Source organism: Sphingomonas cavernae (assembly GCF_003590775.1).
Classification (GTDB): domain Bacteria; phylum Pseudomonadota; class Alphaproteobacteria; order Sphingomonadales; family Sphingomonadaceae; genus Sphingobium_A; species Sphingobium_A cavernae.
Genome location: NZ_QYUM01000003.1, coordinates 680,676 through 704,006 on the forward strand (window position 1 = coordinate 680,676; position 23,331 = coordinate 704,006).

Sequence of the window (23,331 nt, forward strand, 5' to 3'; positions counted from 1 at the left end):
TACATGATATGCCTTCGTGGCGGCATAACCTGATTGGGTTAGCGGCGCGTTATTTGCGGCGTTGCGGGGGCGGCGAGAGCGGGACGCGTCGCCTCGATGGCAGCAGTGTTCTTCGCCGCCCAGTTGGCCTGGTCGATGACATAGAGCCGGATCAGATCGGCCCTGGGTGCGTCGAGCACCTTGGCAAAGCTCGCCATGCCGTTGTCCTTCAGCATCCCGTCGATCACCACGCCCTTCCACGTTTCGGTATCGGCGAGCACGCCCGAATGCCGCAGGTCGGGCGTCACGCCCCCCGAAACCACGCTGTCGCCGTGGCAGACCTGGCAGAAGCGCCCATAGAGCGCCTTGCCCTGCGCTATCTGCGCGGGGTTGCCGGTGGAGGGCGGGGGCGTGAGCGTGCGTTCGCCCTGTGCGGGAAGCGCCGGAAGCACGCCCTTGCCGCCGAGCTTGAGGACGATCAGCCGTGATACATTGGGCACGCGGTTATACGCGCCGCCCGCATAGCCAGCGGTCAGCGGCCATGCGCCGCCGCGCCCGGTGGTGAAGGCGACATATTGCTCGCCCTTGACGAGGAAGGTCGATGCGCCCGCCATCACCCCCGACTGGACGGGCAGACTCCAGAGCTGCTTGCCCGTGTCGGCGGCATAGGCGCGGAACTCGCCGAGCGCGGTGCCCTGAAACACCAGATTGCCCGCGGTCGCCATCGTGCCGCCGTTCCAGGGCGTCGTATAATCGGCGCGCCATTTCTCCTTGCCCGTCACCGGATCGAAGGCGACGAGCGCGCCCTTCGTCGCGGCGATCGCGCCCTTGATGAAGGCGGCGTCGCGCGGCATCCCGCCCTCGGACATGTTGGCGCCCGTGTTGAATCCGATCGGATAGGGCGCTGCGTCCTCGGGGGTCAGCGGCGGCAGATAGGCAAAGCCGATGTCCTGCGCCGGGATATAGACCAGCCCCGTCTTCGGGCTGTAGCTCATCGGCTGCCAGCTATGCGCGCCGATCGGGGCGGGGGAAGCGAGGAACGGCTTGCCAGTCTGGTAGAAGCGCGCTGCCGGATTTTCCTTCGGCCGCCCCGTCGCCATGTCATAGCCCGTCGCCCAGTTGATGTTCTTCACGAACGGATTGGCGCCGATCAGCTTGCCGCTCACCCGATCGATCACGAAGAAGAAGCCGTTCTTCGGCGCCTGCATCAGCGCCTTTACCACCCTGTCGCCGATCTTGAGGTCGGCAAGGATGATCGGCTGCGTCGCGGTATAGTCCCAGCTTTCGCCGGGCGTTTCCTGATAATGCCAGAGATATTCGCCCGTCTCGGGCTTCAGCGCGACGATCGAGGACAGGAACAGATTGTCGCCTATCCCCTGCGACCTGACGCCGTGGTTCCACGGATTGCCGTTGCCCACGCCCAGATAAAGCTGATCGAGCTCGGCGTCATAGACGATCGCGTCCCACACGGTCCCGCCGCCGCCCGATTGCTTCCACTGGCCATCGGCAGACCAGGTTTTGGTGGCGGTCTTCAGCACTGCATCCGATGGCTCGCCATCGGGCTGCCCTTGCGCATTGGGCACCGTATAGAAACGCCACTTCTTCGCGCCATTGTTGACGTCATAGGCGGTGACATAGCCCCGCACGCCGAATTCGGCGCCGCCATTTCCGATGAGCACCATGTTCTTCACGACGCGCGGCGCGCCCGTGATGGTGTAAGGCTTTGCCGGGTCGGTGGTCTGCGTGCTCCACAGTTGCGCACCAGTGATCGCATCGAGCGCGATCAGCCGCCCGTCGATCGTCCCGACGAACAGCTTGCCCTTCCACACGGCCACGCCGCGATTGACGACGTCGCAGCATGCCTCGACACCCTTTTCCCTTGGGACTTTGGGATCATATTCCCAGAGCTTCTTTCCCGTTGCAGCGTCATAGGCGAAGACCTTGGACCATGGGCCGGTCAGGTACATCGTGCCGTCGACCACGACGGGCGTCGCTTCCTGCCCGCGCGCGTCGGGCAGATCAGCAAACCAGGCGATGCCAAGCTGTTCGACATTGCTATCGTTGATCCGGGTCAGCGGGCTGTAGCGTTGCTCGTTGTAATTATAGCCCACGGCCGGCCAGTCGCTGCCGTCGCCCCCGCTGGTCAGATAGGCCGCGTCGATCTTGGCGGCGCCGATCGGGCTCGCCTCGGTCTGATTGTTCTGCGGGGATTTCGAACACGCCGCCAGAGCGCACGCCGCAACCAAGCCGAGCCAAAGTCGCATGTTTTTCCTCCCCGATCCGATGCTTTGCGGATTCTGAGGGAGCAGTCTGCGGGAAAAACAACTCAGTGTCATCCCCGCGAAAGCGGGGATCCAGAGGAGGTTACAAGAAGAAGCTGGATCCCCGCTTTCGCGGGGATGACAGAAAGGTGGCAAGCGGGATCAATAAGGCGGGCGATCCAGGCCCTTGGGGCTCTTGGTGAAGATCTCGCAGCCGGTCTCGGTGATGCCGATCGAATGCTCGAACTGTGCCGAAAGCGTCCGGTCGCGCGTCACTGCGGTCCAGCCATCGTCGAGCATCTTCACGCCGGGCTTGCCGATGTTGATCATCGGCTCGATCGTGAAGAACATGCCGGGCTTGAGCTCGGGGCCGGTGCCCGGGCGTCCGGCGTGGACGACTTCGGGCGCATCATGAAAGAGCTGGCCCAGCCCGTGTCCGCAGAAATCACGCACCACGCCATAGCGGTGCTTTTCGGCAAAGCTCTGGATCGCGTGCGCAACGTCGCCCATCGTGTTGCCGGGCCTTGCCTGCTCGATGCCCAGCATCATGCATTCATAGGTGACGTCGACGAGCCGCTTCGCCTTGATCCCGACATCGCCGACCAGGAACATGCGGCTGGTATCCCCGTGCCAGCCATCGACGATGACGGTCACGTCGATATTGGCGATGTCGCCGTCCTTGAGCGCGCGGTCGCCCGGGATGCCGTGGCAGACGACATGGTTGAGCGAGATGCAGCAGCTATGCGTGAAGCCGCGATAGCCGAGCGTCGCGGGAATGCCGCCGCCGCGCAGCATATGCTCGCGTACGATATCGTCGAGTTCGCCCGTGGTGACGCCAGGCACGACATGCGGCACTAACGCGTCGAGCACCTCGGCCGCCAGCCGTCCTGCCTTGCGCATCCCCTCGAAACCCTCGGCGTCGTGGAGCTTGATGGCGTGGGAGCGCGTGCGCGCGCTGGCTTCGCTGGCGAGAACATATTCGGTCATGGTTGTCGATATAGTCCGGTCGCCACGATTTTGCGAGCCTGAGGAACCCCAATCCAACTCCGTCATGCCAGCGCAGGCTGGCATCTCCTTCAGAATGAGGCGCGATCCGGTTGGCAGGTGCCAGCATTCGCTGGCATGACGGGGGAGAGGTGGTGGGGTTGGCTACCGCAAAAACGGTTCCAGCGTGCTCCACTGGTCCGATACCGCCCTGCGTCCCGCCTCGATCGCGGCGCGGATCTTTGCGGGCTTGAACTCGAGCGTGTCGGAAACCTCGCGCGGCGGCTCGATGATGCGTATCGGCGAAAAGCGGTAACGCGAAAGCTGGAGGTCGATCGGCGCCAGCACGCGCGCGGCCGCGGCGCCGGTCAAACCTTCGCGGGCGAGCGCGCGCACCTGCGCCTCGCGCGCAGCGATCAGGTCATTGATCAGCATTGCATTGCCGGTATCGTTAACCGAAACCTCGGACTGGAGGATGTCGACCGCGCGCAGCCCGATTTCGATCAGGTTGCCGAAAGTGCGCGGCCGGCCGGGGACGGGTGTGGGCGAGGCGCGTACGACCAGCACCGCGCGCGGATTGAGTTCCATCGCCGCATCGAGCGGCGTGACGTTGCGGACGCCGCCATCGACCCATTGTTCGTCGCGGCCCTGCGCGTCGCGCGTCTTCAGCGGCTGGAAGAACAAGGGCATCGCCGCGCTCGCATAGACCCAGTTGGCGATCCCGGGCACGCTCTCGTTGATGCTGCGGAACTGCCCGGTGCCGAGGTTGACCACACCGAGCAGCAGCTTGCGGCCAGCGGCGGACAGCTTGGCCTCATCGGCGAACATGCGGATGCGCGCACGGATGGGCGTCGCGTCATAGATCGAATCGGCTCCCAGCAAGCCGCCGACCACGCCCAGTGGCCTCTCCTTGTAGACGTCGTCATTGCCGCGCAGCGCCAGCCATGCTGCAAGCAGGCCCGGGACGTCATCCTGCGCGCCGCCCAATGCCTGGATCGCGCCCGTCGAAACCCCCGCGAATATGTCGAAACGAACCCGGCGCTTGGTCACGAGTTCGTCGAGCACGCCCACCTGGAACGCCCCCTTGGCGCCACCGCCACTCAACACGATCGCGAGTCCGCCAGCCATTGCAGCAGCTTACAACATCACGGCTGCAAAGTCTTCTGCCCGCTTCATATCCCCGAAGCGTGATGATAGGGGAGGATGCATGATTGCAGAACGCATCTGGACCGCCGGCCTCGTCATCATCGGCGACGAGATCCTGTCGGGCCGGACGCAGGACAAAAATGTCAGCCAGATCGCGCTTTGGCTCAATCTTCAGGGAATCCGCCTCACTGAGGTCCGCATCGTGGCGGATCGGACCGAGGAGATCGTGGAGGCGGTCAACACGCTCCGCGCGCGCAACGACTATCTGTTCACCACGGGCGGGATCGGCCCGACGCATGACGACATCACCGTCGACGCGATCGCCGAGGCGCTGGGCATCGGGGTAGAGATCCATCCCAAGGCGCGCGCGGTCCTCGAAGGCTATTATGCGACGCGCGGTGGCCTCAACGAGGGCAGGCTGCGCATGGCACGCGTGCCCGCGGGCGCCGATCTGATCGAGAACCGGATGTCGGGCGCCCCGGGCATTCGCATCGGCAACGTCTTCATCATGGCGGGCGTGCCGCACATCACCGCGATGATGCTCGATGCGCTGTCGGGCACGCTTGAGGGCGGCAAGCCGCTGCTGTCGGAAACGGTTGGCTGCTGGGTACCCGAAAGCGAGGTCGCCGAACTTCTGGCGACGACCGAGAAGCGTCACGATGGTTGCCAGATCGGCAGCTATCCCTTTTTCCGCGATGGTCGCGCGGGCGCCAATTTCGTGATCCGCTCGACCGATGCCGCAGCGCTCGCGGCCTGCGCAGCCGATCTGGCGGCGACGCTAGCGCTTGTCGGACGCGATCCCGTTCCCGGCGGGATCTGACACCGCTTGGCGTGCATCCTGCTTGGCTGGGAACTGGGCGCAAATCGCGGCCATGTCGTGCGCCTCGCGGAGATCGCCGCGCGGCTGATGGCGGACGGGCATAGCGTCCATGCCGCACTCCAGAATGTCGATGGCGCAGTCGACATACTGCCTGACGGCGTCGTGCTGTGGCAGGGACCGGTCTGGCCAAGGCTGCTCGTCAACGTCTCGCGGCTGACGGGCCCGCCCGTCGCGACGATGGCCGACATATTGGCGCGGCTCGGGCTTGATCGTTCAGAGAGTCTGGCGGGCCTGATCCATGCCTGGGACTCGCTTTTGCGCGCGATCGATCCCGATATCGTCATCGCCGACTTCGCGCCCGCCTTGCTCTGCGCGGCGGCGGGCCGCGTCCCGGCTATCGCGGTTGGCACAAGCTTCGAACGCGTGCCCGGCAGTCTCGCCGCTTTCCCCAGCCTGACGGGGGAGCGGCCGGTATTTGACGAGAGCGCGCTTCTCGACGCAACCAACCACGCGCTTCGCGCCACGGGTCGCGCACCGATCGCGGCGCTGCCGCAGCTCTTCCGCGCGGATCGCTCGCTGGTGGCGTCGTTTCGCGAGATCGACGTCTACGCCGATGCCCGAACCGAAAGTCCGGTTGCGCCGTCGATCGGATCGGGCGCGCCGGCCTTGTCCGATGGCAAGGGCGAAGAGGTCTTCGTCTACGGCTTCGAGGCGATGATGGCCGACGCAGCTTTGTGGGACGGGCTTGCAAAATCGGGCCTGCCCGTTCGTGTTCACGTCCCGCGCGCCACGCCTGCGCTCAGCGAAAGGCTGACCGCGCTTGGTTTTGCGTTCGAGCCCGAACCGCTCCCTTTCGACCGGATTGCGCGCGACAGCCGCATACTCGTCTCGCATGGGGGGCACGGTTTTGTCAGCGCGGCGCTGCTTTGCGGGTTACCGCAGGTGGTGACGCATTATGATCTCGAAAAGCGCGGCTATGCCGATTGCGTGGTGAAGCTCGGGCTGGGTGGGCAGGTGCCGCTGCTCGCGATCCGCGCCGAACCCTTCGCCGAAAGCCTCAGGCGTCTTTATGCCGACGACGCGCTTGCGGCGCGCGCCCGCGCCGCCGCCCCCGGCTTCCATGCGCAGATGGACAGACTGATCGACGAAGAGGTCGCTTCGGCGGTCGCCGAACTTAGACCTTGATCGTTTCAGGTTGAATCGACCTGAAACGTGAATCAAGGTCTCAACCGTTTGAATAGAGCCTGATTCACGGCATCGGCGGAAGCACGAAGTGCTTCCACCTCAACCGATCAGGCTCTGGCCCTTGAGTTTGAGCGGCAGCCCCGCTGCCAGGAACACCGCCTCGTCCACCACCTCGGCGATGCGCTGATTGATCCGCCCCGCCACGTCGCGAAAGCGCCGTGCGAGCGCATTGTCGGGGACGATGCCGAGCCCGACCTCGTTGGACACCAGAATTACCGGACCTGCCGCCGCCGTCAGTGCATCGACAAGTCGCCCGGTTTCCTGCTCCGCATCGCGCTCGGCGAACATCAGATTTGATGCCCAGAGCGTGAGGCAGTCGACGAGGAGGACCGTGTCGGACGCCGCATGCGCACGAACGGCCTCCGCAAGCTGCAGCGGCACCTCGATCGTCGTCCAGCGCGCGCCGCGATCGGCGCGGTGACGCGCGATACGGTCGGCCATCTCCTCATCCTGCGCTTCGCACGTCGCGATATAGACGAGCTTGAGGTCGAGCGCTTCGGCGCGCGCCTGCGCATGGCGGCTCTTGCCCGATCGGGCACCGCCGAGCACGAGCAGCGTGCGGGAGGGGTGAGGCGCTGCCATATCGCGGACCGAACTCCTTTAGGGCTTGCCTGTCGCGTGGTGATCGCGAACAGGGGCGCTATGGCGCAAAGCACCATTCAGGACAACGATATCGCCGCATGGTGCGTGCATGGCGGCCGGCTGGCCGAAGCCGCTGCGGCATTTCCCGAAGCGCCCCGGCCTTGGATCGATCTGTCGACAGGGATTAACCCGCATGGGTGGGATGCTGCAAGGGCAGGCCCGATCGACTGGCGCAGCTTGCCCGAAGATGCCGCGCTGCAAGCGCTCGAAACCGCCGCCGCCGCGCATTTTGGTGCGCCCCCTGATCATGTTTGTGCGGTGCCGGGCACCGAACTCGGGTTGAGGGAGCTGGCGACGCTTGGTTTGCCCGGGCCAGTACGTCATGTCGCGCCGGGCTACGGCACGCACGCCTTCCTGGCGCGCGATGGCGCAATTATGGCCGAGGCGCTGGCGGGTGAAGCCGATCGCGGCGGCACCATAGTCCTCGCCAACCCCAACAATCCCGATGGCCGGATCTGGCGCGTTGAGACGTTGTTCGACGCCGCGTCGCGGCTGGCGGCACTGGGCGGGTTGCTGATTGTCGACGAGGCCTTCGCCGATGTCGATCCCGCGATCGGCCTGTTGCCTGTGTTGCCCGAAGATCTGCGTGCCCAGGTCATCGTTCTCCGTTCATTCGGCAAGTTTTTCGGCCTCGCCGGGCTTCGTCTCGGCTTCGTCTGCGCCGCGCCTGCGCGGCTTGCCGCATTGCGCGACCGGCTGGGGAGCTGGCCGGTATCCTCCGCTGCGATCGCGATCGGCAGTGCGGCCTACCGCGACGCTGCGTGGATCGCCGCCACGCGCACGCGCCTTCGCGAGGACGGTGCAAGGCTCGACGCGCTGCTCGTCGCGCACGGTCTTTCCGTCCGCGGCGGCTGTCCGCTGTTCCGGCTCGCCGAAACGGCTGATGCCCGCGCGCTGTTCGCAAGGCTCATACGCAATGGCATCCTGACCCGCCCCTTCGAACATGCATCCGATTGGTTGCGTCTTGGCCTTCCTGGCGACGCTGATGCCTGGGCGCGCGTAGAGACCGTATTGCGGCATGGTTGAACCCGTCGCGATCGCCGCGCTAGCGATAGAATCTGCGACGGGCTATCCCGACCCGCTTTATCGCGGCATCGGGCATCCGGTCGGCTTGTTTGCACGCATAATCAATGCGTTGGAGACGCGCTGGAACCAACCCGATCGTCCTGAGCGCCAGCGCCGCCGGCTCGGCATTGCTGCGACGATGCTTCTCGTAATAGGCGCCTTCACTGGCGCGTTGGTCCTCGAACAGATACTCTGGAGCTGGCTCGGCCAATGGGGTTGGATCGGTGTCGCGATCGCTGCGGTCCCCGGCCTCGCGCAGCGCAGCCTGCACCAGCATGTCGCGGCGGTCGCCCAGGCGCTGGCCGCGGGCGATCTCGATGCTGCGCGCCACAAGGTCGCCATGATCGTCGGCCGCGATACCGCCCAGCTCGATGAAAGCGGCATCGCGCGCGCCGGGATCGAAAGCCTGGCCGAGAGCTTCTGCGATGGCGTCGTTGCGCCGGCTTTCTGGCTGATGCTGCTCGGCCTGCCCGGACTCTATGCCTACAAGGCGATCAACACCGCCGACAGCCTGATCGGGCACAAGGAGGAGCGCTGGCGCGCCTATGGCTGGGCGGCCGCGCGGCTCGACGACATTGCCAACTGGATCCCGGCTCGACTCGCGGGCGTGCTGATCTGTCTCGCGGGACGCGGTGGCTGGAACACCATGCGCCGCGACGCGCGCCTCCACGCCTCGCCCAACGCGGGCTGGCCCGAGGCGGCGATGGCTGGCGTGCTTGATGTCAGGCTCGGCGGGCCCGTCTCCTATGACGGCGTGGCGCACGACAAGCCCTGGCTGGGTAACGGCCGCGGCGAGGTGAGCGCGGAGGACATAACCGAGGCATTGTCGGTCTATCGCCACGCCTGCCTGCTGCTTTGGGTGATTGCGGGAGCATATGCATGGGCACTTTGATGCTGCAGGGGACGGGTTCGGACGTCGGCAAGTCGGTGCTCGTCGCGGGGCTCTGTCGCGCACTCGTCAATCGCGGGCTGTCGGTGCGTCCTTTCAAGCCGCAGAACATGTCGAACAACGCGGCGGTCACCGCCGATGGCGGCGAGATCGGGCGAGCGCAGGCGACGCAGGCGCTCGCGTGCAAGGTCCCCGCTACCATCGACATAAACCCCGTCCTCCTGAAGCCGCAGGCCGATCGCACGTCGCAGCTTATCGTGCACGGCAAGGTCCGCGGCACGCTCGGCTCATCCAATTTTCGAGAGGCACGGCGCAGCCTGCTGGGCGAGGTGCTCGAAAGCTACGAACGTCTGCGGGGCCAGTGCGACATCGTCGTTGTGGAGGGCGCGGGCTCACCCGCCGAGATCAACCTGCGCGCCGGAGACATCGCCAATATGGGCTTCGCGCGCGCGGCGGACGTGCCCGTGGTGCTGATCGGCGACATCGACCGCGGCGGCGTGATCGCTGCGATTGCGGGCACGCGCGCGGTGATCGATCCCGAGGACGCCGCAATGATCCGCGGCTTCATCATCAACAAGTTCCGCGGCGACCCCGCGCTGTTCGAGGACGGCTATCGCTCGATCGAACAGCTTTCGGGGTGGCGGGGCTTCGGCGTCGTGCCCTGGCTCACGCCCGCCGCGCGACTCCCAAGCGAAGATGCGGTCATCCTCGAAAAACGATTGGCCATAGGTGAGGGGCGCGTCGTCATCGCCTGTCCGATCCTGCCGCGCATCTCCAACTTCGATGATCTCGATCCTTTGAAGCTCGAGCCGGGCGTCGAACTGGTAATGGTCCCGCCGGGCCAGCCTATCCCTGCGGAAGCGCGGCTGGTGGTTCTTCCGGGGTCCAAGGCGACGATCGCCGATCTCGCCGCGATGCGTGAACAGGGTTGGGATATCGATCTTCTTGCGCATGTTCGGCGCGGCGGGCACGTGCTCGGCATGTGTGGCGGCTACCAGATGCTGGGCAGGCAGATCGCTGATCCTCACGGCATCGAGGGCGCGTGTGGCACGGTCGCGGGGCTCGGGCTGCTCGATATTGAAACCGAGCTTACCCCTGTCAAGGCACTTCGCCACGTTGCGGGCGAGGCGCTGGGTGCGCCGTTTGACGGCTATGAAATGCATATGGGTGAGAGTAGCGGCGCGGATTGCGCGCGCCCGCTCGTTCGCTTTGCCGATGGTCGCAGCGACGGCGCGATCAGCGCGAACGGGCGCGTCGCCGGCACCTATGTTCACGGCCTGCTGTCGCAGCCCGAACAGCGCCGCGCCTGGCTTGGGCGGATCGGTGTCGAAGCGTCGGGCGCGGATTACGCGGCATCGGTCGACAGCGCGCTCGACGAGATCGCCGCCATGCTTGAGATGCATCTCGATATCGATGCGCTCATAGCAGTGTCAGGATAAGCGCGAGCAGCAGCCCCGTTTCGACAAGCTCGATTCCCGCGCCGTGGCAATCACCGCTGATGCCACCCAGCCGCAACTGCAGCCAGAATCCGAAATGCGCCATCAGCAGCGGCGCCGCGATCAGTGCGGGACAGAACACCGTGGCGCCCGCAAGGACCGCGCCCCATCCGATCAGGTCGCGCGCACGGATCGCTTTGGTAAAATGCGCGCCCAGCCCCTCCTGGAGCGGGGTCAGCCAGTGTGCCCAGGCGAGCGGCCCAATCCGCGCCGCAAAAGGGATCAGCGCGAGCGCGATCCACGCGCCCTTCTCGATCACGGCGTGGAGCAGAACGAGCTTGGCGATGAGCTGAAGCCCGATCGCGACAACGCCGAAACTGCCGATGTGCGGATCGGACATGACCGTGAGCAGTCGGGCGCGGTCGCGGTGCGCGGCACCGAGTGCATCGGTCAAATCGGCAAGCCCGTCGATGTGCAGCGCGCCCGTGATGCCCACCCAGACGATCAAACCGGCCAGTGCCCCCGTCCAGGGATCCACGCGAGCGCCCAGCCACGCTGCGCCCGCCACGATCACGCCGATGAGGACCCCGACCAGCGGAAACCAGCGCATCGACTGCGCCAGGCGTTCGATGCTGAACGCGCCCATTTGCGGCACGGGCAACCGGGTCAGGAATCCGATGGCAATGAAGAACCCCGTCATGGCCACAGTCCGATGATCTGCGCCTGACGTAGCGTGCCCGGCCATATCCGCAGCGACAGCACGGACGCATAGGGCAGATCGAACGCCCAGAGCTGTGCCTGCCCGAATCCGAACAGCACTGCCAATGTCGCGCGCATCGCGCCGCCATGCGTGACGACGAGCGTGTCTTCATGGATATCGTCGATCGCCGCGGCAATGCGCGTCGTGAGCGTGGACCAACGTTCGCCACCGGGTGGCGCGTGCATGTCGGGATCGTTCCAGAAACGTCCGAGCGCATCGCCGTCGACGTCCGCGCTCGACAGCCCGTCCCAGTCTCCGAAGTCGATTTCGCGCCAGCGCGGATCCAGCGTCACGGTCATCCCGCCGCGCCGCGCGATCGCATCGGCTGCGGCCGCGGCACGCCGGAGCGGCGAGCTCACCAGCCGCGCGAAATCGAGCTCTTCAGTCTGGTCGAGGCAGGCCGCAACGCCTTCGGCCGTCTCGGCACAATCGGTCCGCCCCAGCATCCTGCCGGTAAGCGCGGGCGCGCCATGTCGCAGGAGGTGGAGCGTAAAGCCGGTCATTGCCCCCCGGATACACCAGCCTCGGCAAAAGTCGCCATCCCCGCGTGCGCGGCCAGCGCGGACCGGACGATCTGCGCCGCCACCGCGGCGCCGCTGCCTTCGCCCAGCCGCATCGACAGGCGCAGCAGTGGTTCCAGCCGCAGCCGGTCAAGCAACGCGTGATGCCCCTGTTCCATCGAGCAATGGCCGGCGAGACAATGCTCGGTGATGGCGGCATTGGCCGCCGCCAGCGGTGCCACGGCCGCGCAGGTGATAAACCCGTCGAGAATGACGGGAACGCGCTTGAGCCGAGCGGCGAGCACTGCGCCCGCAATCGCGGCAATCTCGCGTCCACCGAGACGGCGCAGCGTCTCGAACGCGGTGTTAGGCGCGCCCGCGTGCCGCGCCAGACCGGCATCGACCACGCGCACTTTTCGTGCCAGCCCTTCGAAATCGATGCCCGTGCCGGTGCCGACCCAGTAGCGTCCCGTGCCGCCGAAGCTGCGCGCCGTGAGCGCCGCGGCGGGGGTGGTGTTGCCGATCCCCATCTCGCCGACGACGAGCAGATCCAGCCCGTCCTCGACCGCCGCCGCACCCGCCGACAGCGCTTCCAGGCATTCGGTCTCACTCATCGCGGGGCCTGTGGTGAAATCGGCGGTGGGCCGATCGAGTGCGAGCGGAACGACGGTGAGTTCGAGCCCCGCCGCGGTCGAGAGGGCGTTGATCGCGGCGCCGCCGCGCTCGAAATTGCGCACCATCTCGATCGTCACCTCGGGCGGGAAGGCGCTGACGCCGTGGTCCGTGATGCCGTGGTTGCCCGCGAAGATTGCGACGCGGCCACGCTCGATCGCCGGACGTTCCCGCGCCTGCCAGCCCGCGAAGAAGATCGCGATCTCTTCCAGCCTTCCGAGCGATCCCTCTGGTTTGGTCAATTGCGCCTGGCGCCAGGTCGCTGCCGCGGTGGCGCGCATGTCGGCCGAGGGGAGCGATGCGAGCGCGTCGTCGAAGGACTGGATGGTCGGGAAAAACGTCATGCGGCAACAAATCCTGCAGGAGGCACGCGAACGATGAAATGGCCCTTCACGCCTTCGGGCCAGAGCGCATAGGCGACCTCGCCTTCGGCGCTCGCGGCATGGAGGAGCGCATAGTCGAGCACGGCGCGCGCCGCTGCTTCATCGGGTGTGAAGCGGCCGAGCACATAGCCGATCTTGTCGGGCGCCCGGATATGCAGCGTACAGAACTGGCTGCACGCAAAGAGGCACGGCATGTCCTCGATCGCGATTCCCGCATAGCGCGGATTCGACGCGGCGACGCTTCTCAGCGCCGCCGCCATCGCTTCACCACCGGTGCGTCCCTCCGCGTCCTCCCAGGATTCCGCGGAGTGACGGCAGGTGTTGCACACCACGATCGCGGGGCCTTGGGGTACGGGCTTCAGCACCAGCGCATTCTCCTAAAAGCGTGTGCGGAGGCCCGCATAGACGCTGCGACCGAGCGTGCCATAGTTGCGCACGGTCTCATATTCCTCGTCGAACAGGTTCTCGACGCGGCCGAACAGGCTGACATTTTCGCTCAGCTCATATTCGGCGCGCAGATCGACGAGCGTATAGGCGTCGAGCACGAAGGTGTTCGATGCATTGTCATAGGACTTGCCCGACCAGCGCACTGCTACCCCCGTCGACAGCCCGAACGCCCAGTCATAGTCGGCGGTGAGGTTCGCGGTTTCGCGCGGACGGCGCGGCAACCAGTTGCCGAAATTGGGGCCGGCGACGCGGTTCTCGGCCTCGATCCAGCTATAGTTGCCCGAAAGCGTGAAGCGCGTGCCGATGCGCGCTGCTGCGGCCAGTTCGACCCCCTGCGCGTGGGTGCGCGCTGTATTGGCGTAGTAGCCGAAGCGCGAGAGCCCGGTGGCGGGATTGACGCAGAGCGGGTCGCCCGTCGTGCCGAAGCACGAGAAGAAGTCGATCTGGTTGGTCGTGTCGCGGTCGAACCAGGTCGCACCGAGCGTCAGCGCGTCGTCGAACAGATGTTGCTCGACACCCACTTCCCAGCCCTCGGCTTCTTCGGGGTTGAGTGTTGTGTTCCCGTATTCGGAGAAGAGCTGGTAGAGCGAGGGTGCCTTGAAGGCCTCGCCATAGTTCGCGCGCAGGATGGTCCCGGTCTCCAGCGCCCAGACCGCGCCCGCCTGGAACAGCGTTTCGCCGCCATAGGTCTTGTGGTCGTCATGACGCACGCCGCCGGTCAGCGTCAGGCCCGAGATGGGCTCGACCGAAAGCTGGCCGTAGAAGCTCGTGATCTCGGCCTTCCCTTGCGTCACGGGGGAGAAGGGCGGGGATTCGCTGGAGAAACGCGAGCGTTCATTTTCAGCGCCGAAGATCGCGGTCCAGCCCTGCGCGATGTCGACGGTACCCTGATATTCGATGCGCTCGTTGCGGCCCTCGGCGTCGAACGTGTGATCCGTGAATCCGCCGGGATTGTAATTGTCGCGCTTGGTGTCGGTATAGCCATAGGCGATGCGGTTGCGGAAACGGCCGTCGAACAGCGCGACGTTGAGGCCCGCATAGCCGACGAACTCCTTGGTGACGCCATATTCGGGACTGTCGGTGTTGAAGCCGTCGAACTCGTTGCGTCCGCGCGTCCAGTAGCCGCGAAGGTCGAGGCTGACATCGTCCGTAATCGTCACCGTCGCGCGGCCGTTCAGCCCGACATTGCGATAGCCGTCGGCTTCGGTGCCGGGCGCATAGGCCGAGATGCCGTCGGTGGTGAAGGTGTGGCCGCCCACGCGCCACGCGACCGGGCCGGTGATGCCGCCAACGCCGGCGCGCGCGTTCACCGTCTCGCGCGATCCCGCCTCGATGTCGGCGCTGGCTTCCAGCGGCGCGTCGGGTGTCGCAGTGACGATGTTGACCACGCCGCCGATCGCCTGGCTGCCCCACAGGATCGACTGCGGCCCGCGCAGGATTTCGATCCGGTCGATATCGCCGACGAGCAGATTGGCGAAATTATAGCCGCCGCCGGTGGAGGAGGGATCGTTGAGCTTGACGCCGTCGATGACGACGACGGTGTGATCGGTCTCGGCGCCGCGAATGCGCAGCGAGGTCGTGGTGCCATAGCCGCCGTTGCGCGAAAAGCTGATGCCGGGTGTGCGGATCAGCAACTCCGTCACGCCGATATCCTGCGACTGGTCGATCGCCTCCTTGGTCAGCACCGTGATCGACGATGCGATCTTGTCGGCCTCGGTCGGCGTCCGCGTCGCCGTAACGACAATCGCGTCGCCGGGAAGCGTGGTCGCGTCGGGCGCGGGTGCCGCAAGCGCGGGCGTCGCGGCGAGCAGGGCGGTGGTAGAGAGAAACACGGTCTTCAACATCGGTCAGGAACCCCTTTTTGACACGGTCCGCCGTGCCTCCCAAGGGAGCGATCGATGCTCTGATCCAGACGCCCGATCGCACCCGTGCAAGGCACGGCCACGATGTCGTCACTCGGGTTCTTGACCCGCCCGTACGGCGCACCCTGGCCGGACGAAGGACGACTGCGTCAGGCAGGTCTCCTGGCTCGCGGGTCAGCGCCGTTTCGCGTCGCCTTCTCGGGGGCTGGCCCCAATGGCATGTGACGCGATGGCTCGCCGCTTACAGTTGCAGGGGCAGCCGGGGTTTCGAACCCCGTTCCCTTTTCATCCCCGTTGCCGGGGAACCTGTCGCGGAGCGGCGCATAGGCGGGGGCGTGACGGGGGTCAAGTATATTGGGTTGGCGCTTGTGTTCCCACTTTTCCCTTGAATTATGAAATAAAAATGCGTGATAGTGAAGCAATGTTACGCGAAGCCCATGGGTAGTGAAGCTGGATTGACAGTGTCTAAGATCCTTGCACCAGCGCTCCCGGCGACAAGCCACCGTTACGCGTAGTGCGCCGAAGAGCATCGTCGATCGGGTGCGTGTAGGACAGCTTTTTGTGTCCCGCTGAAATGTCCGTGAAGGTTCGGGCCGCGGATCTCGAGCCGGGGCTGTCAGGCGCTGGGCTGCGGCGTCCCCCTGCAGGCGCTCGCCAACAGGGCCCGCAAGGCTGTAACGGCGTTAGCGACCTGGCCCGGGTCCATGGCCTCGAGATATCTGGCTCGATCGGCCTCGCATTTTTCTCGAATCCCCGCCTTTCCTTCGGCGTCGAATCCCGGCATCCAAGCCTCGGCTGCCTCCCACGCTCGAATATAGGCTTCGGCGCCATACCAGAGCGGGTCCATCTCTTCTTTGGTCAAGCCAAGGACTCGCATTTCCTCGACGAAATCCGGAATCATGCCGATGTGGACCACGCCGTCGACGCCCACGTCATAGCCTGGCTGGTTGGGGCGGCCGTCCCAGGGGGTAGTCGCTTTGTCGAACGGGACTCCGAGGGAAAGGGGCGAAGTGGAGGTGAAGGGATAGCTCAACCTCGGCTCGCTGGAAGATTCCGCGTAGCAGCTCCCATAGACAGGCGGCGTCTCGATGAGCAGATAGCTGAAATCGCCGCCGGTCACCGTTTGATTGGTGCGAAGGAAGCGTCCCCGGGCAAAGACGGGAACGGGCGCGCCGAAATCGGTGCCGATGCCGATGCCTGCGAAAGCCGGCTTGCCATTGATCAAGCGTCCTCCCCGCAGCTTCTCGACGAGAAACCTATAGGTCTGAATGAAGGTTTCGGTGGTTCCGCCGCATTTGTGGGGTGCCACGGTGGCGCCCTCCGGCCAGGTGATCTCGCTCACGGTACGGGTGGCCGGCGGCAGCCGCGGGGCGAAGGCTCCGCCGGTTCGGATCATCGCATCGATATCCTCTTCGCGGAGCTGCCCCTCGTTATTTTCATTACACTCCGTCCGGTCGCCGCAGGTGAACAGGCGCGTGGCGCCGGAATGGCTGGAAACAAGCGGGTAAGCGCCGGCGAGGAGGCTGTTGTCCGCAGTCCCGAGCATTTCCCGCCTCGCCTTGTACGAGACGTGATCCGCATCGATCACGGCGCCATGCGCGGCCATGACCTTCGTAAGTTCCTGGCCCTCTGGACTGAGGCCGCGCGCGTTACACTTGCCGCCGTCATAGCGAAAAAGAGTTGGGCAGGGCTGACGCGTGTTGGGAGGTCGGATTCCGGCGATGACCCGGTTCACCTCCGGTAGCTTGTCTGCAACAGTAGCGCCGGGATAGGCTCCGCTCGGATTTCCTTCAGAGTGGAGGAGGTCGATCCCGAGCGCGGTGCCGCCGGCGATGCCGTCGATATTGTGCGTGAGATAAAAGTGGCGGGCGCCCAGTTGCCAATAGCGCTCAAACAGCGCGAGCGCCTTGTGCGTGGATTGCTTCCCGAATTTGCTCAAATCCTCGTCAGCAGCGGCGTGCCCCGAGAATTGCTCCTGGGTCAGATAGCCAGAGTCGCAATTGTTGCGATAGGCCTTCTCCGTGCCGGTGTCGCTGGGCACCATCCGAACACTCGGCACCTGCGATGAGGACTCGATCCTGCAGCCGAATGCGTTCGCCGCCTCAATCCCCAGCACTACCGCGAGCTTCCCCTTCGTGATGGCATCGCGTGCCTCCTTCGGAGTCGTGACGATGCGGTACCATCCGAGGCCGGCTCCGCCAGCTTCGGTGTCGATCGCGTCTTGAAGGGCTTTCGCCGCCTGGATCTGGGCCTCGATCGCGCGGCGGTCCGACGGACAATTCTCGGTCAATCCGCCCGCTTCGCACAGAAACTCCGAGCTCACCGCGAACATGACGACGAGGCGCAGGCCATATTGCCACGCGCGCTTGAGATTGTCGGTGTCGACCCGCTGGCTGGCCTGACTCGTACCCGTGGGGTTGCAATGCCCTCGCTGGAACTGCTCGCTCGCGTCCTTGAACATGGCCAGACGCACGAGGTCCTGGACCGCCAGTGAATTGCCGAACGGCAAGGGTGGCAGGCAGGGCGCGGTTGGGTCGTTCGTGTGATTGAATGCGGTGCCGCCGAAGCCCATGAAGCCGAACTGGTGGAGGTGGTAGTCGGCGAGACCCATCAGCGGTGGGTCTTCTACCTTTGCGGTCTTTTTCTCGTCGCAGCCTGCGCAAAGTACGGCAGTCAGCAGTATGCCAACTTGCAAGCGAGATTTGAGAGACTGTCCTTTCATCCCAAACATCCCCTCTTCATCCGGAGTTGCGTTGGTCAAGAACTCGGCGTGACTATCTCATATTTGTTCGCAAGCAGCAACGACCGGGTGCGTGTAGGGCAGGCATTTTTGTTGTCGCAAACGGGCGGTGGGTTTGCGAATTCAAGCAGCGATCAGGCTGAAGCTGTTATTTCGCGCTGGCCGATGCGCGAAAATGTGCGCGGTCCCAGGTCGATCCGGATGGGCTTCAGCCGTTCCCAGAGCTGGTCCGGCTTCTCGCCGACGACGAAGACCCTGGTACTGATCAGCGGGGCCCGCTCTGCGTCCCGCACGGTAATGTGAAAGCGCGCGAGCGGCACGAAAAGGCGGGCATCGCCACTGCGAACGGGCAGGATGGCGGCGATCGGGATTAGCAGCTCGCTCGTCAGCGATACGGTGTCGCCAGGGACAAGCGAATCGAAGTGATGCTGCGGCTCGACCATTTCGCCGCCGAACAGGAGCTGTTCGCCGGGGCTGAGCGAGGCATGGGCCGAGATGATGTCGCACGCGATGCTGACCGGCCCAACGGGCGCATCGGTGACGTTCGTAAGCGACAACCGATAGGACAGCCTCGCGTTGACCAGCGCCATGCTCAAGCTCTTGGGTTCGAACACGAGATCGATCTGGCCGGACATGGTCGGTGGCTGCGAGGCGTCCGCCTGAAATATCGGCTCCGGTATTGTCTCTGCGAGCAGCGGCGCGTCTTCGGCTTGCCCTATGTCTTCGCTGTCGCCCGGGTTCCGCCTTCGACGCAGGCTGAATCCGATGCCCGCCAGTAGCAACCCCAGAAGCGTTCCGCCCAGGATCCACCAGATCCAGGATGGCGTGCGTGTTGAAACCGGCTCTGTGGTTGGGCGGACCTGCGTCGGCGCAGCGGAAGGGACTGGAGGCGGTTCGGGGGCGACCGTTTCCAGGTTTTGGTCGGACGGAGCCGGCGGCGGCAGGCCGCCCGGAGCGGCTTGCATGGCCGGTGTGCGCTCGCTCGCTGCCGTTGGGGTGGGCGAGGGGGTATCCGCCGGCCTGCCGGGCGATCCGGGAATGACAATCGCGGGGGGCGCAACCCGGGGCGCAACCTGGCGTGGAGCCGGGGACGGTGCAGGATCGGGTTGCGGCGTTGGCGTCGGGGTGCCCGCAACCGGCACCGGCAGTTCGTCGACCGGCCCGGCTACGGGAGGGGGAGGTTGAGTGTCATTGCCGGGTGCAAGCTGGAAGTCGTTGATCGATCCGGTCGATTGCGCGGGCGCCTGCGCGTGCAGCGCAAACGTCATGGTCAGCAGAACCGCCGCCTTCGTCATTCCGTGTAGAGAATTTTTTTGCCGTGCCATCGATGTTCTTGAACCGCTTGCCTGCGTAGCCTGAACCGTCAGTGAACTCCGCTGCACAAACGATGAGACGGCACCCGCACGCGACGGGGCGAGGCATCCTCCACAGGCAATGATCAGGTTGGGTCGAAAACTGACCTAAACCGTTAGATCCATCGGCACGATCAGCCGGTGCCCGTTGACCGAACCCGTCCAGGCACGCACGCCGTAGACGCGTTCGAGCAGCGCTCCGGTCAGCACGCTGTCTGCGTCACCATCGGCGGCGAGCTGTCCCTGGTCGATCAGCAGCAAGCGGTCGCAGTAGCGCGCGGCCATGGTGAGATCGTGGAGAACCGCGATGACCAGCGCGCCGGCATGGGCCTGCGCTGCGAGCAGCTCCATCACCTGGAGCTGGTGGCCGGGATCGAGCGCGGCGAGCGGTTCGTCGGCGATGAGAACATCGGCCTCGACCGCGAGTGCGCGCGCGAGCAGAACGCGGGCGCGTTCACCACCCGAGAGTTCGAGCGCATTGCGATGGGCGAGCATCGTGACGTCGGCGCATTCCATCGCGCGTTCGATCGCTTGCGTGTCTGCGGGCGTCAGCCGCGAGAAGGGCGCGAGGTGAGGGAGGCGGCCGAGCCCGACCAGCCGCTCGACGGTGAGCGGCCAATGCAGTGTCTGGCCCTGCGGGAGATAGGCGATGCGCCGCGCGATCGCGTCTCGCGACATCGTCGTCACATCGGTGCCGTCGAGCGCAATGCTGCCTCCCGTCGGCTCGACGAGATGGAGGATCGCGCGCGCCAGCGTGGATTTGCCCGCGCCGTTGGGGCCGATGATGCCGATGAGTTGCCCGCCCTTGAGTTCGGCGTCGATGCCGTGGAGCACCGCGCGCTTGCCCAGAGCAACGCGCAGATCGGAGATGGAGAGGGTCACCATAGCCGGCGCTCCCTTGCGAGATGGAAGAGGAAGACGGGGACGCCCAGAAAGGCGGTCACGACGCCGAGCTTGAGCTCGTTGGTCGTGGGGATGATGCGCACAAGGATGTCCGCCATCGCGAGCAGCGCCGCGCCGCCGAGCGCCGCGGGTAACAGCACTGCACTGGGACTGCGATCGGTCAGCGGCCGGACGAGGTGGGGCACGATCAGGCCGATGAAGCCGATCGAACCCGACACCGCGACCGCGCCGCCGACTCCGATGGCGACGCCGACGAGCAACCGCAGTCGTGTCCGTTTGAGCGACACGCCAAGCGCGCGCGCGCCGTCTTCGCCGAGGGTCAGCGCGTCGAGCGCGCGGCAGTTCCAGAGCAGCAGCGCAAGGCCAACGATCACGCAAGGCAGCGCGATCCAGACATGCTGGAACGACCGGTCCTCAAGCGCGCCAAGGAGCCAGTTGGTGATCTCCATCGCGGCGAAGGGATTGGGCGACATATTGAGCGCAAGGCTGACCCCCGAGGTCGCCAGCGTGCTGATCGCAATGCCCGCAAGGATCAGCGTCAGCGGGCTTTCCGAACGTCCCGAAAAAGCGAAGAGCGCGACCAGCGAGGCAAGCGCGCCGAGGATCGCGAACAAGGGCAGGATCGCGGCGTGAAGCTGGGCGAAGCCGAAATAGAGCGCGATCACCGCGCCCAGCGATGCGCTGGTCGATGCACCGATCACCGAGGGTTCGGCGAGCGGATTGCGCAAATAGCCCTGCAGCGCCGCGCCCGCGCCGCCCAGCATCGCGCCGACGATCAGCGCGAGCAGCATGCGCGGCAGGCGCAGCTCGAACAGAATTGTCGTGGCGATGCGATCGCCGCTGCCCGTGGCGGCAGCGATCATGCGCGACAGCGGCAGACCGGCGGGCCCGATCGCGAGCGAGATCAAGCCCGCAACCAGCGCCAGAAGCGCCAGGGTGCTGAGAAGCAGGGCGCGGTTCATGTGCACGCCCCCAATTCCTCCCCGAGCTCGGCTCGGGGAGGGGGACCATGCGAAGCATGGTGGAGGGGTATAGCTCCGTGCTTGCCCCTCCACCGCCGTTCCGGCGGTCCCCCTCCCCAAGCAAGCTTGGGGAGGAACTTGAAACTGCGCCCATTTCGCGTCACGAGGGCGCCATGTTCGAAACGATCGCCAGCTTCTTCGCCTCGGTCCTCGCGACGCTCGGCCTTGCGACCGCGCCCGCCGTTGAGACCACGCCGCGCCGCGTTGTGTCGCTCAACCTGTGCGCCGATCAGTACATTATGGCGCTCGCCGATCCCGGACAGATCACAGCGCTGACGCACAATGCGCGCGACCCCGAGATGTCGTATCAGGCGCGGCTGGCGCAGCGTTTTCCGATCAGCCGCGGCAGCGCCGAGGAGGTGCTCGCGCTTGAGCCTGACCTGATCATCGCCAGCCCCTATCAACGGCACGACACGCTCGCGCTGCTCAAGGGGCGCAACGTCGCGTTTCTCGATCTGCCGCCCGCCGAAAGCTGGCCGCAGATCGTCGAACAGGTTCGGCAGGTCGCAAAGGCGCTGGGGCATCCCGAACGCGGCCAGGCGCTGATCCGCCGCATGGAATCCGAGATGGTGGCGCCCGCGATCAGCCCGGCGCACCGCCCGGTCGCTGCCTATTACCAGCGCCGTGGCTATATGACGGGCACGGGCACGCTGGTCGACGAGATGATGCAGCGCACGGGCCTCACCAATCTTGCGGCGACGCTCGACAAGCCGTCGCTCGCCCGCCTCTCGCTCGAGGAGATGGTGGCAGCTCGTCCCGACTATCTGATCGTCGAGAGCGCGACCGAGACCGTCGCGGATCAGGGCACCGAAATGCTGCATCATGCCGCCATCGCCGATATCCCGCGCATCAGCCTGCCCCAGGCGCTGACGGTGTGCGGTGGCCCTTCCTATCCGGAGGCGGTGCGGCGGCTTCGCGAACAACTGGGCGTTCGGCGCGCCGGCTAGCCTCGGATACTTTTCTCCGTTCGTCCCGAGCGAAGTCGAGGGACGTAATGGCCCGCACGCGCGTGTCTCGACTTCGCTCGACACGAACGGGTGAGAGCCGGGAGACTCGTATTTCACCACCACTAGAACTCGATCCCCGCCTGCGCCTTGATCCCGGCGCGGAAGGGGTGCTTGACCTGCGCCATTTCGGTGACGAGATCGGCCGCCTCGATCAACGCATCGGGCGCGTTGCGGCCCGTGATCACGAAATGCGTCATCTCGAGCTTGGCGGCGATCGCCTCGAGCACCTCTTCGGTCGGCAGATAGTCGTAGCGCAGCACTATGTTGAGTTCGTCGGCGATGACGAGGCCATAGGCCGGATCGTTCAGCATCCGCTTCACTTCGTCCCAGGCGGTGCGCGCAACCTTGGTGTCGCGGGCGCGGTCCTGCGTGTCCCAGGTAAAGCCTTCGCCCATCGGCTTGAACTCGATCTGCTCCGGAAAGGCGTCGAACACCGCCTTCTCGCCCGTCTTCATCGCACCCTTGATGAACTGGACGACGCCCACCTTCATCCCGTGCCCCATCGCGCGGACGGCGAGACCGAGCGCGGCGGTGGTCTTGCCCTTGCCGGGGCCGGTGTGGACGATGACGAGACCCTTTTCGCCGGTCTTGCTGGCGACGATCTTGCGGTGCGCGGCCTGCACCTTCTTCATCTTTTCCTTGTGGCGGATTTCCGCCTCTGCATCGCTCATAGTCGGTCACTCCCTGTGCTCTGGAGCACTTCCCGGAAAAAATCAGGAACCGGTTTTTCGGCCGGGAAGTGCTCAAGCTATTTAACAGAGAGCCTTTCTTGTCCTGCGGGGCGGTTCCGCCTCGCCGGGAAAGGCTCCCGTCGCCCAGACGGAATTCCGTGCCCCGGCCAGTCCCTGGGCCAAAGCAAGAGCGACACGCACCGGCAGGTCTCCTGGCTCGCGGGTCGCTGCGTGAAGGACGCCTTCCCGGGAATGTCGACCCCAGTGGCTGCCCGTCGGGAAAACCCTTCGGACATGTCCATCGCGCTCGCCGCTTACAGTTGCAGGGACAGCCGCGGATTTACACCGCATTCCCTATTATGCCCATGACGGGCACCGACGCGTCGCGGCCGGCATATCGCAAGCGCAGCCAAAGGCAAATGCGAAAGCGTGTCGGCGCGAAAGCGTGTTGGTCGTCCGATCGGCTCCGTCCGTCGCGTGCAGCGCTCGGGAACATTGTCAGCGGACGCGCGTCGTTATTCTACTATCCGGGAAACCGAGAGAGC

At 65.5% G+C, this 23,331-nt stretch carries 20 protein-coding genes and 2 riboswitches; of the genes, 6 read left to right on the forward strand and 14 right to left on the reverse strand.

Going from position 1 to position 23,331, the window contains the following annotated elements:
- Positions 1–38 precede the first annotated feature (38 nt).
- From D3876_RS10890 to D3876_RS10900, 3 genes are all read right to left on the reverse strand, one after another.
- A complete protein-coding gene (locus tag D3876_RS10890; protein WP_119762115.1) occupies positions 39–2,243 on the reverse strand; it encodes a PQQ-dependent dehydrogenase, methanol/ethanol family in 2,205 nt (734 codons plus the stop codon).
- Between the two features lie 159 nt (positions 2,244–2,402).
- On the reverse strand, positions 2,403–3,227 hold the full coding sequence (gene map, locus D3876_RS10895; RefSeq protein ID WP_119762116.1) for a type I methionyl aminopeptidase: 825 nt from the start codon (positions 3,225–3,227) through the stop codon (positions 2,403–2,405).
- A gap of 162 nt (positions 3,228–3,389) precedes the next feature.
- On the reverse strand, positions 3,390–4,352 hold the full coding sequence (locus D3876_RS10900; RefSeq protein ID WP_119762118.1) for a patatin-like phospholipase family protein: 963 nt from the start codon (positions 4,350–4,352) through the stop codon (positions 3,390–3,392).
- A gap of 79 nt (positions 4,353–4,431) precedes the next feature.
- Here D3876_RS10900 and D3876_RS10905 point away from each other — a divergent pair, with 79 nt between their 5' ends.
- Positions 4,432–5,190 (forward strand): competence/damage-inducible protein A, encoded by a 759-nt coding sequence (locus tag D3876_RS10905; RefSeq protein WP_420801955.1) that lies wholly within the window; start codon positions 4,432–4,434, stop codon positions 5,188–5,190.
- Between the two features lie 6 nt (positions 5,191–5,196).
- On the forward strand, positions 5,197–6,375 hold the full coding sequence (locus D3876_RS10910; protein WP_119762119.1) for a glycosyltransferase family protein: 1,179 nt from the start codon (positions 5,197–5,199) through the stop codon (positions 6,373–6,375).
- 99 nt (positions 6,376–6,474) lie between these two features.
- Here D3876_RS10910 and cobU read toward each other — a convergent pair whose 3' ends face one another.
- Entirely contained in the window at positions 6,475–7,017 is a 543-nt protein-coding gene (cobU, locus tag D3876_RS10915; protein WP_119762121.1) for a bifunctional adenosylcobinamide kinase/adenosylcobinamide-phosphate guanylyltransferase, read from the reverse strand.
- Between the two features lie 60 nt (positions 7,018–7,077).
- Between cobU and cobD the strand changes: the two genes are divergently transcribed.
- From cobD to D3876_RS10930, 3 genes are read left to right on the forward strand one after another with little or no spacing between them, the layout of a single operon-like run.
- On the forward strand, positions 7,078–8,103 hold the full coding sequence (gene cobD, locus D3876_RS10920; protein ID WP_119762122.1) for a threonine-phosphate decarboxylase CobD: 1,026 nt from the start codon (positions 7,078–7,080) through the stop codon (positions 8,101–8,103).
- The gene (cbiB, locus tag D3876_RS10925; protein WP_119762124.1) at positions 8,096–9,034 is read left to right on the forward strand and encodes an adenosylcobinamide-phosphate synthase CbiB; all 939 of its coding nucleotides are present in this window, start codon (positions 8,096–8,098) and stop codon (positions 9,032–9,034) included. The genes cobD and cbiB overlap by 8 nt, the downstream gene beginning before the upstream one ends.
- Positions 9,022–10,470 carry a cobyric acid synthase gene (locus D3876_RS10930; RefSeq protein ID WP_119762126.1) on the forward strand — a complete coding sequence of 483 codons (1,449 nt, stop codon included), beginning with the start codon at positions 9,022–9,024 and terminating at the stop codon, positions 10,468–10,470. Before cbiB ends, D3876_RS10930 begins: the two co-directional genes overlap by 13 nt.
- On the opposite strand, the gene cobS is transcribed toward D3876_RS10930, so the two are convergent.
- The 9 genes from cobS to D3876_RS10975 all read right to left on the reverse strand — a co-directional run bounded on the left by cobS (position 10,451) and on the right by D3876_RS10975 (position 21,048).
- Complete coding sequence (cobS, locus tag D3876_RS10935; protein WP_119762128.1) at positions 10,451–11,167, reverse strand: adenosylcobinamide-GDP ribazoletransferase; 717 nt, start codon at positions 11,165–11,167, stop codon at positions 10,451–10,453. The two genes, D3876_RS10930 and cobS, sit on opposite strands and share 20 nt — an antisense overlap.
- The gene (locus D3876_RS10940) at positions 11,164–11,730 is read right to left on the reverse strand and encodes a histidine phosphatase family protein (RefSeq protein ID WP_119762129.1); all 567 of its coding nucleotides are present in this window, start codon (positions 11,728–11,730) and stop codon (positions 11,164–11,166) included. The genes cobS and D3876_RS10940 overlap by 4 nt, the downstream gene beginning before the upstream one ends.
- Positions 11,727–12,743 carry a nicotinate-nucleotide--dimethylbenzimidazole phosphoribosyltransferase gene (gene cobT, locus D3876_RS10945; RefSeq protein WP_119762131.1) on the reverse strand — a complete coding sequence of 339 codons (1,017 nt, stop codon included), beginning with the start codon at positions 12,741–12,743 and terminating at the stop codon, positions 11,727–11,729. Before cobT ends, D3876_RS10940 begins: the two co-directional genes overlap by 4 nt.
- A complete protein-coding gene (locus tag D3876_RS10950) occupies positions 12,740–13,147 on the reverse strand; it encodes a DUF1636 domain-containing protein (RefSeq protein ID WP_119762133.1) in 408 nt (135 codons plus the stop codon). Before D3876_RS10950 ends, cobT begins: the two co-directional genes overlap by 4 nt.
- A 12-nt stretch (positions 13,148–13,159) precedes the next feature.
- Positions 13,160–15,073, reverse strand: a complete 1,914-nt coding sequence (locus D3876_RS10955; RefSeq protein WP_119762135.1) for a TonB-dependent receptor plug domain-containing protein — start codon at positions 15,071–15,073, stop codon at positions 13,160–13,162.
- 153 nt (positions 15,074–15,226) lie between these two features.
- A riboswitch (cobalamin riboswitch) is annotated at positions 15,227–15,416 on the reverse strand.
- Between the two features lie 291 nt (positions 15,417–15,707).
- Entirely contained in the window at positions 15,708–17,852 is a 2,145-nt protein-coding gene (locus tag D3876_RS10960; protein WP_182911982.1) for an amidohydrolase family protein, read from the reverse strand.
- A gap of 113 nt (positions 17,853–17,965) precedes the next feature.
- Positions 17,966–19,126: a hypothetical protein gene (locus D3876_RS20255; RefSeq protein WP_147417645.1), complete on the reverse strand. Its 1,161-nt coding sequence runs from the start codon at positions 19,124–19,126 to the stop codon at positions 17,966–17,968.
- Positions 19,127–19,291: 165 nt separating this feature from the next.
- Complete coding sequence (locus D3876_RS10970; RefSeq protein WP_119762140.1) at positions 19,292–20,068, reverse strand: ABC transporter ATP-binding protein; 777 nt, start codon at positions 20,066–20,068, stop codon at positions 19,292–19,294.
- Entirely contained in the window at positions 20,062–21,048 is a 987-nt protein-coding gene (locus D3876_RS10975; RefSeq protein WP_119762142.1) for a FecCD family ABC transporter permease, read from the reverse strand. Before D3876_RS10975 ends, D3876_RS10970 begins: the two co-directional genes overlap by 7 nt.
- 173 nt (positions 21,049–21,221) lie before the next feature.
- Here D3876_RS10975 and D3876_RS10980 point away from each other — a divergent pair, with 173 nt between their 5' ends.
- The gene (locus D3876_RS10980) at positions 21,222–22,055 is read left to right on the forward strand and encodes an ABC transporter substrate-binding protein (protein WP_119762143.1); all 834 of its coding nucleotides are present in this window, start codon (positions 21,222–21,224) and stop codon (positions 22,053–22,055) included.
- 122 nt (positions 22,056–22,177) lie between these two features.
- Here D3876_RS10980 and cobO read toward each other — a convergent pair whose 3' ends face one another.
- The gene (gene cobO / locus D3876_RS10990) at positions 22,178–22,786 is read right to left on the reverse strand and encodes a cob(I)yrinic acid a,c-diamide adenosyltransferase (RefSeq protein ID WP_119762145.1); all 609 of its coding nucleotides are present in this window, start codon (positions 22,784–22,786) and stop codon (positions 22,178–22,180) included.
- Positions 22,787–22,971: 185 nt separating this feature from the next.
- A riboswitch (cobalamin riboswitch) is annotated at positions 22,972–23,181 on the reverse strand.
- Positions 23,182–23,331: the final 150 nt, after the last annotated feature.

Coding starts and splice junctions, on each gene's coding strand:
- D3876_RS10890 (WP_119762115.1), bottom strand. CDS start 2,243: ATGCGACTTTGGCTCGGCTTGGTTGCGGCGTGCGCTCTGGCGGCGTGT.
- map (WP_119762116.1), bottom strand. CDS start 3,227: ATGACCGAATATGTTCTCGCCAGCGAAGCCAGCGCGCGCACGCGCTCC.
- D3876_RS10900 (WP_119762118.1), bottom strand. CDS start 4,352: ATGGCTGGCGGACTCGCGATCGTGTTGAGTGGCGGTGGCGCCAAGGGG.
- D3876_RS10905 (WP_420801955.1), top strand. CDS start 4,432: ATGATTGCAGAACGCATCTGGACCGCCGGCCTCGTCATCATCGGCGAC.
- cobU (WP_119762121.1), bottom strand. CDS start 7,017: ATGGCAGCGCCTCACCCCTCCCGCACGCTGCTCGTGCTCGGCGGTGCC.
- cobD (WP_119762122.1), top strand. CDS start 7,078: ATGGCGCAAAGCACCATTCAGGACAACGATATCGCCGCATGGTGCGTG.
- cbiB (WP_119762124.1), top strand. CDS start 8,096: ATGGTTGAACCCGTCGCGATCGCCGCGCTAGCGATAGAATCTGCGACG.
- D3876_RS10930 (WP_119762126.1), top strand. CDS start 9,022: ATGGGCACTTTGATGCTGCAGGGGACGGGTTCGGACGTCGGCAAGTCG.
- cobS (WP_119762128.1), bottom strand. CDS start 11,167: ATGACGGGGTTCTTCATTGCCATCGGATTCCTGACCCGGTTGCCCGTG.
- D3876_RS10940 (WP_119762129.1), bottom strand. CDS start 11,730: ATGACCGGCTTTACGCTCCACCTCCTGCGACATGGCGCGCCCGCGCTT.
- cobT (WP_119762131.1), bottom strand. CDS start 12,743: ATGACGTTTTTCCCGACCATCCAGTCCTTCGACGACGCGCTCGCATCG.
- D3876_RS10955 (WP_119762135.1), bottom strand. CDS start 15,073: ATGTTGAAGACCGTGTTTCTCTCTACCACCGCCCTGCTCGCCGCGACG.
- D3876_RS20255 (WP_147417645.1), bottom strand. CDS start 19,126: ATGACGAAGGCGGCGGTTCTGCTGACCATGACGTTTGCGCTGCACGCG.
- D3876_RS10970 (WP_119762140.1), bottom strand. CDS start 20,068: ATGGTGACCCTCTCCATCTCCGATCTGCGCGTTGCTCTGGGCAAGCGC.
- D3876_RS10975 (WP_119762142.1), bottom strand. CDS start 21,048: ATGAACCGCGCCCTGCTTCTCAGCACCCTGGCGCTTCTGGCGCTGGTT.
- D3876_RS10980 (WP_119762143.1), top strand. CDS start 21,222: ATGTTCGAAACGATCGCCAGCTTCTTCGCCTCGGTCCTCGCGACGCTC.
- cobO (WP_119762145.1), bottom strand. CDS start 22,786: ATGAGCGATGCAGAGGCGGAAATCCGCCACAAGGAAAAGATGAAGAAG.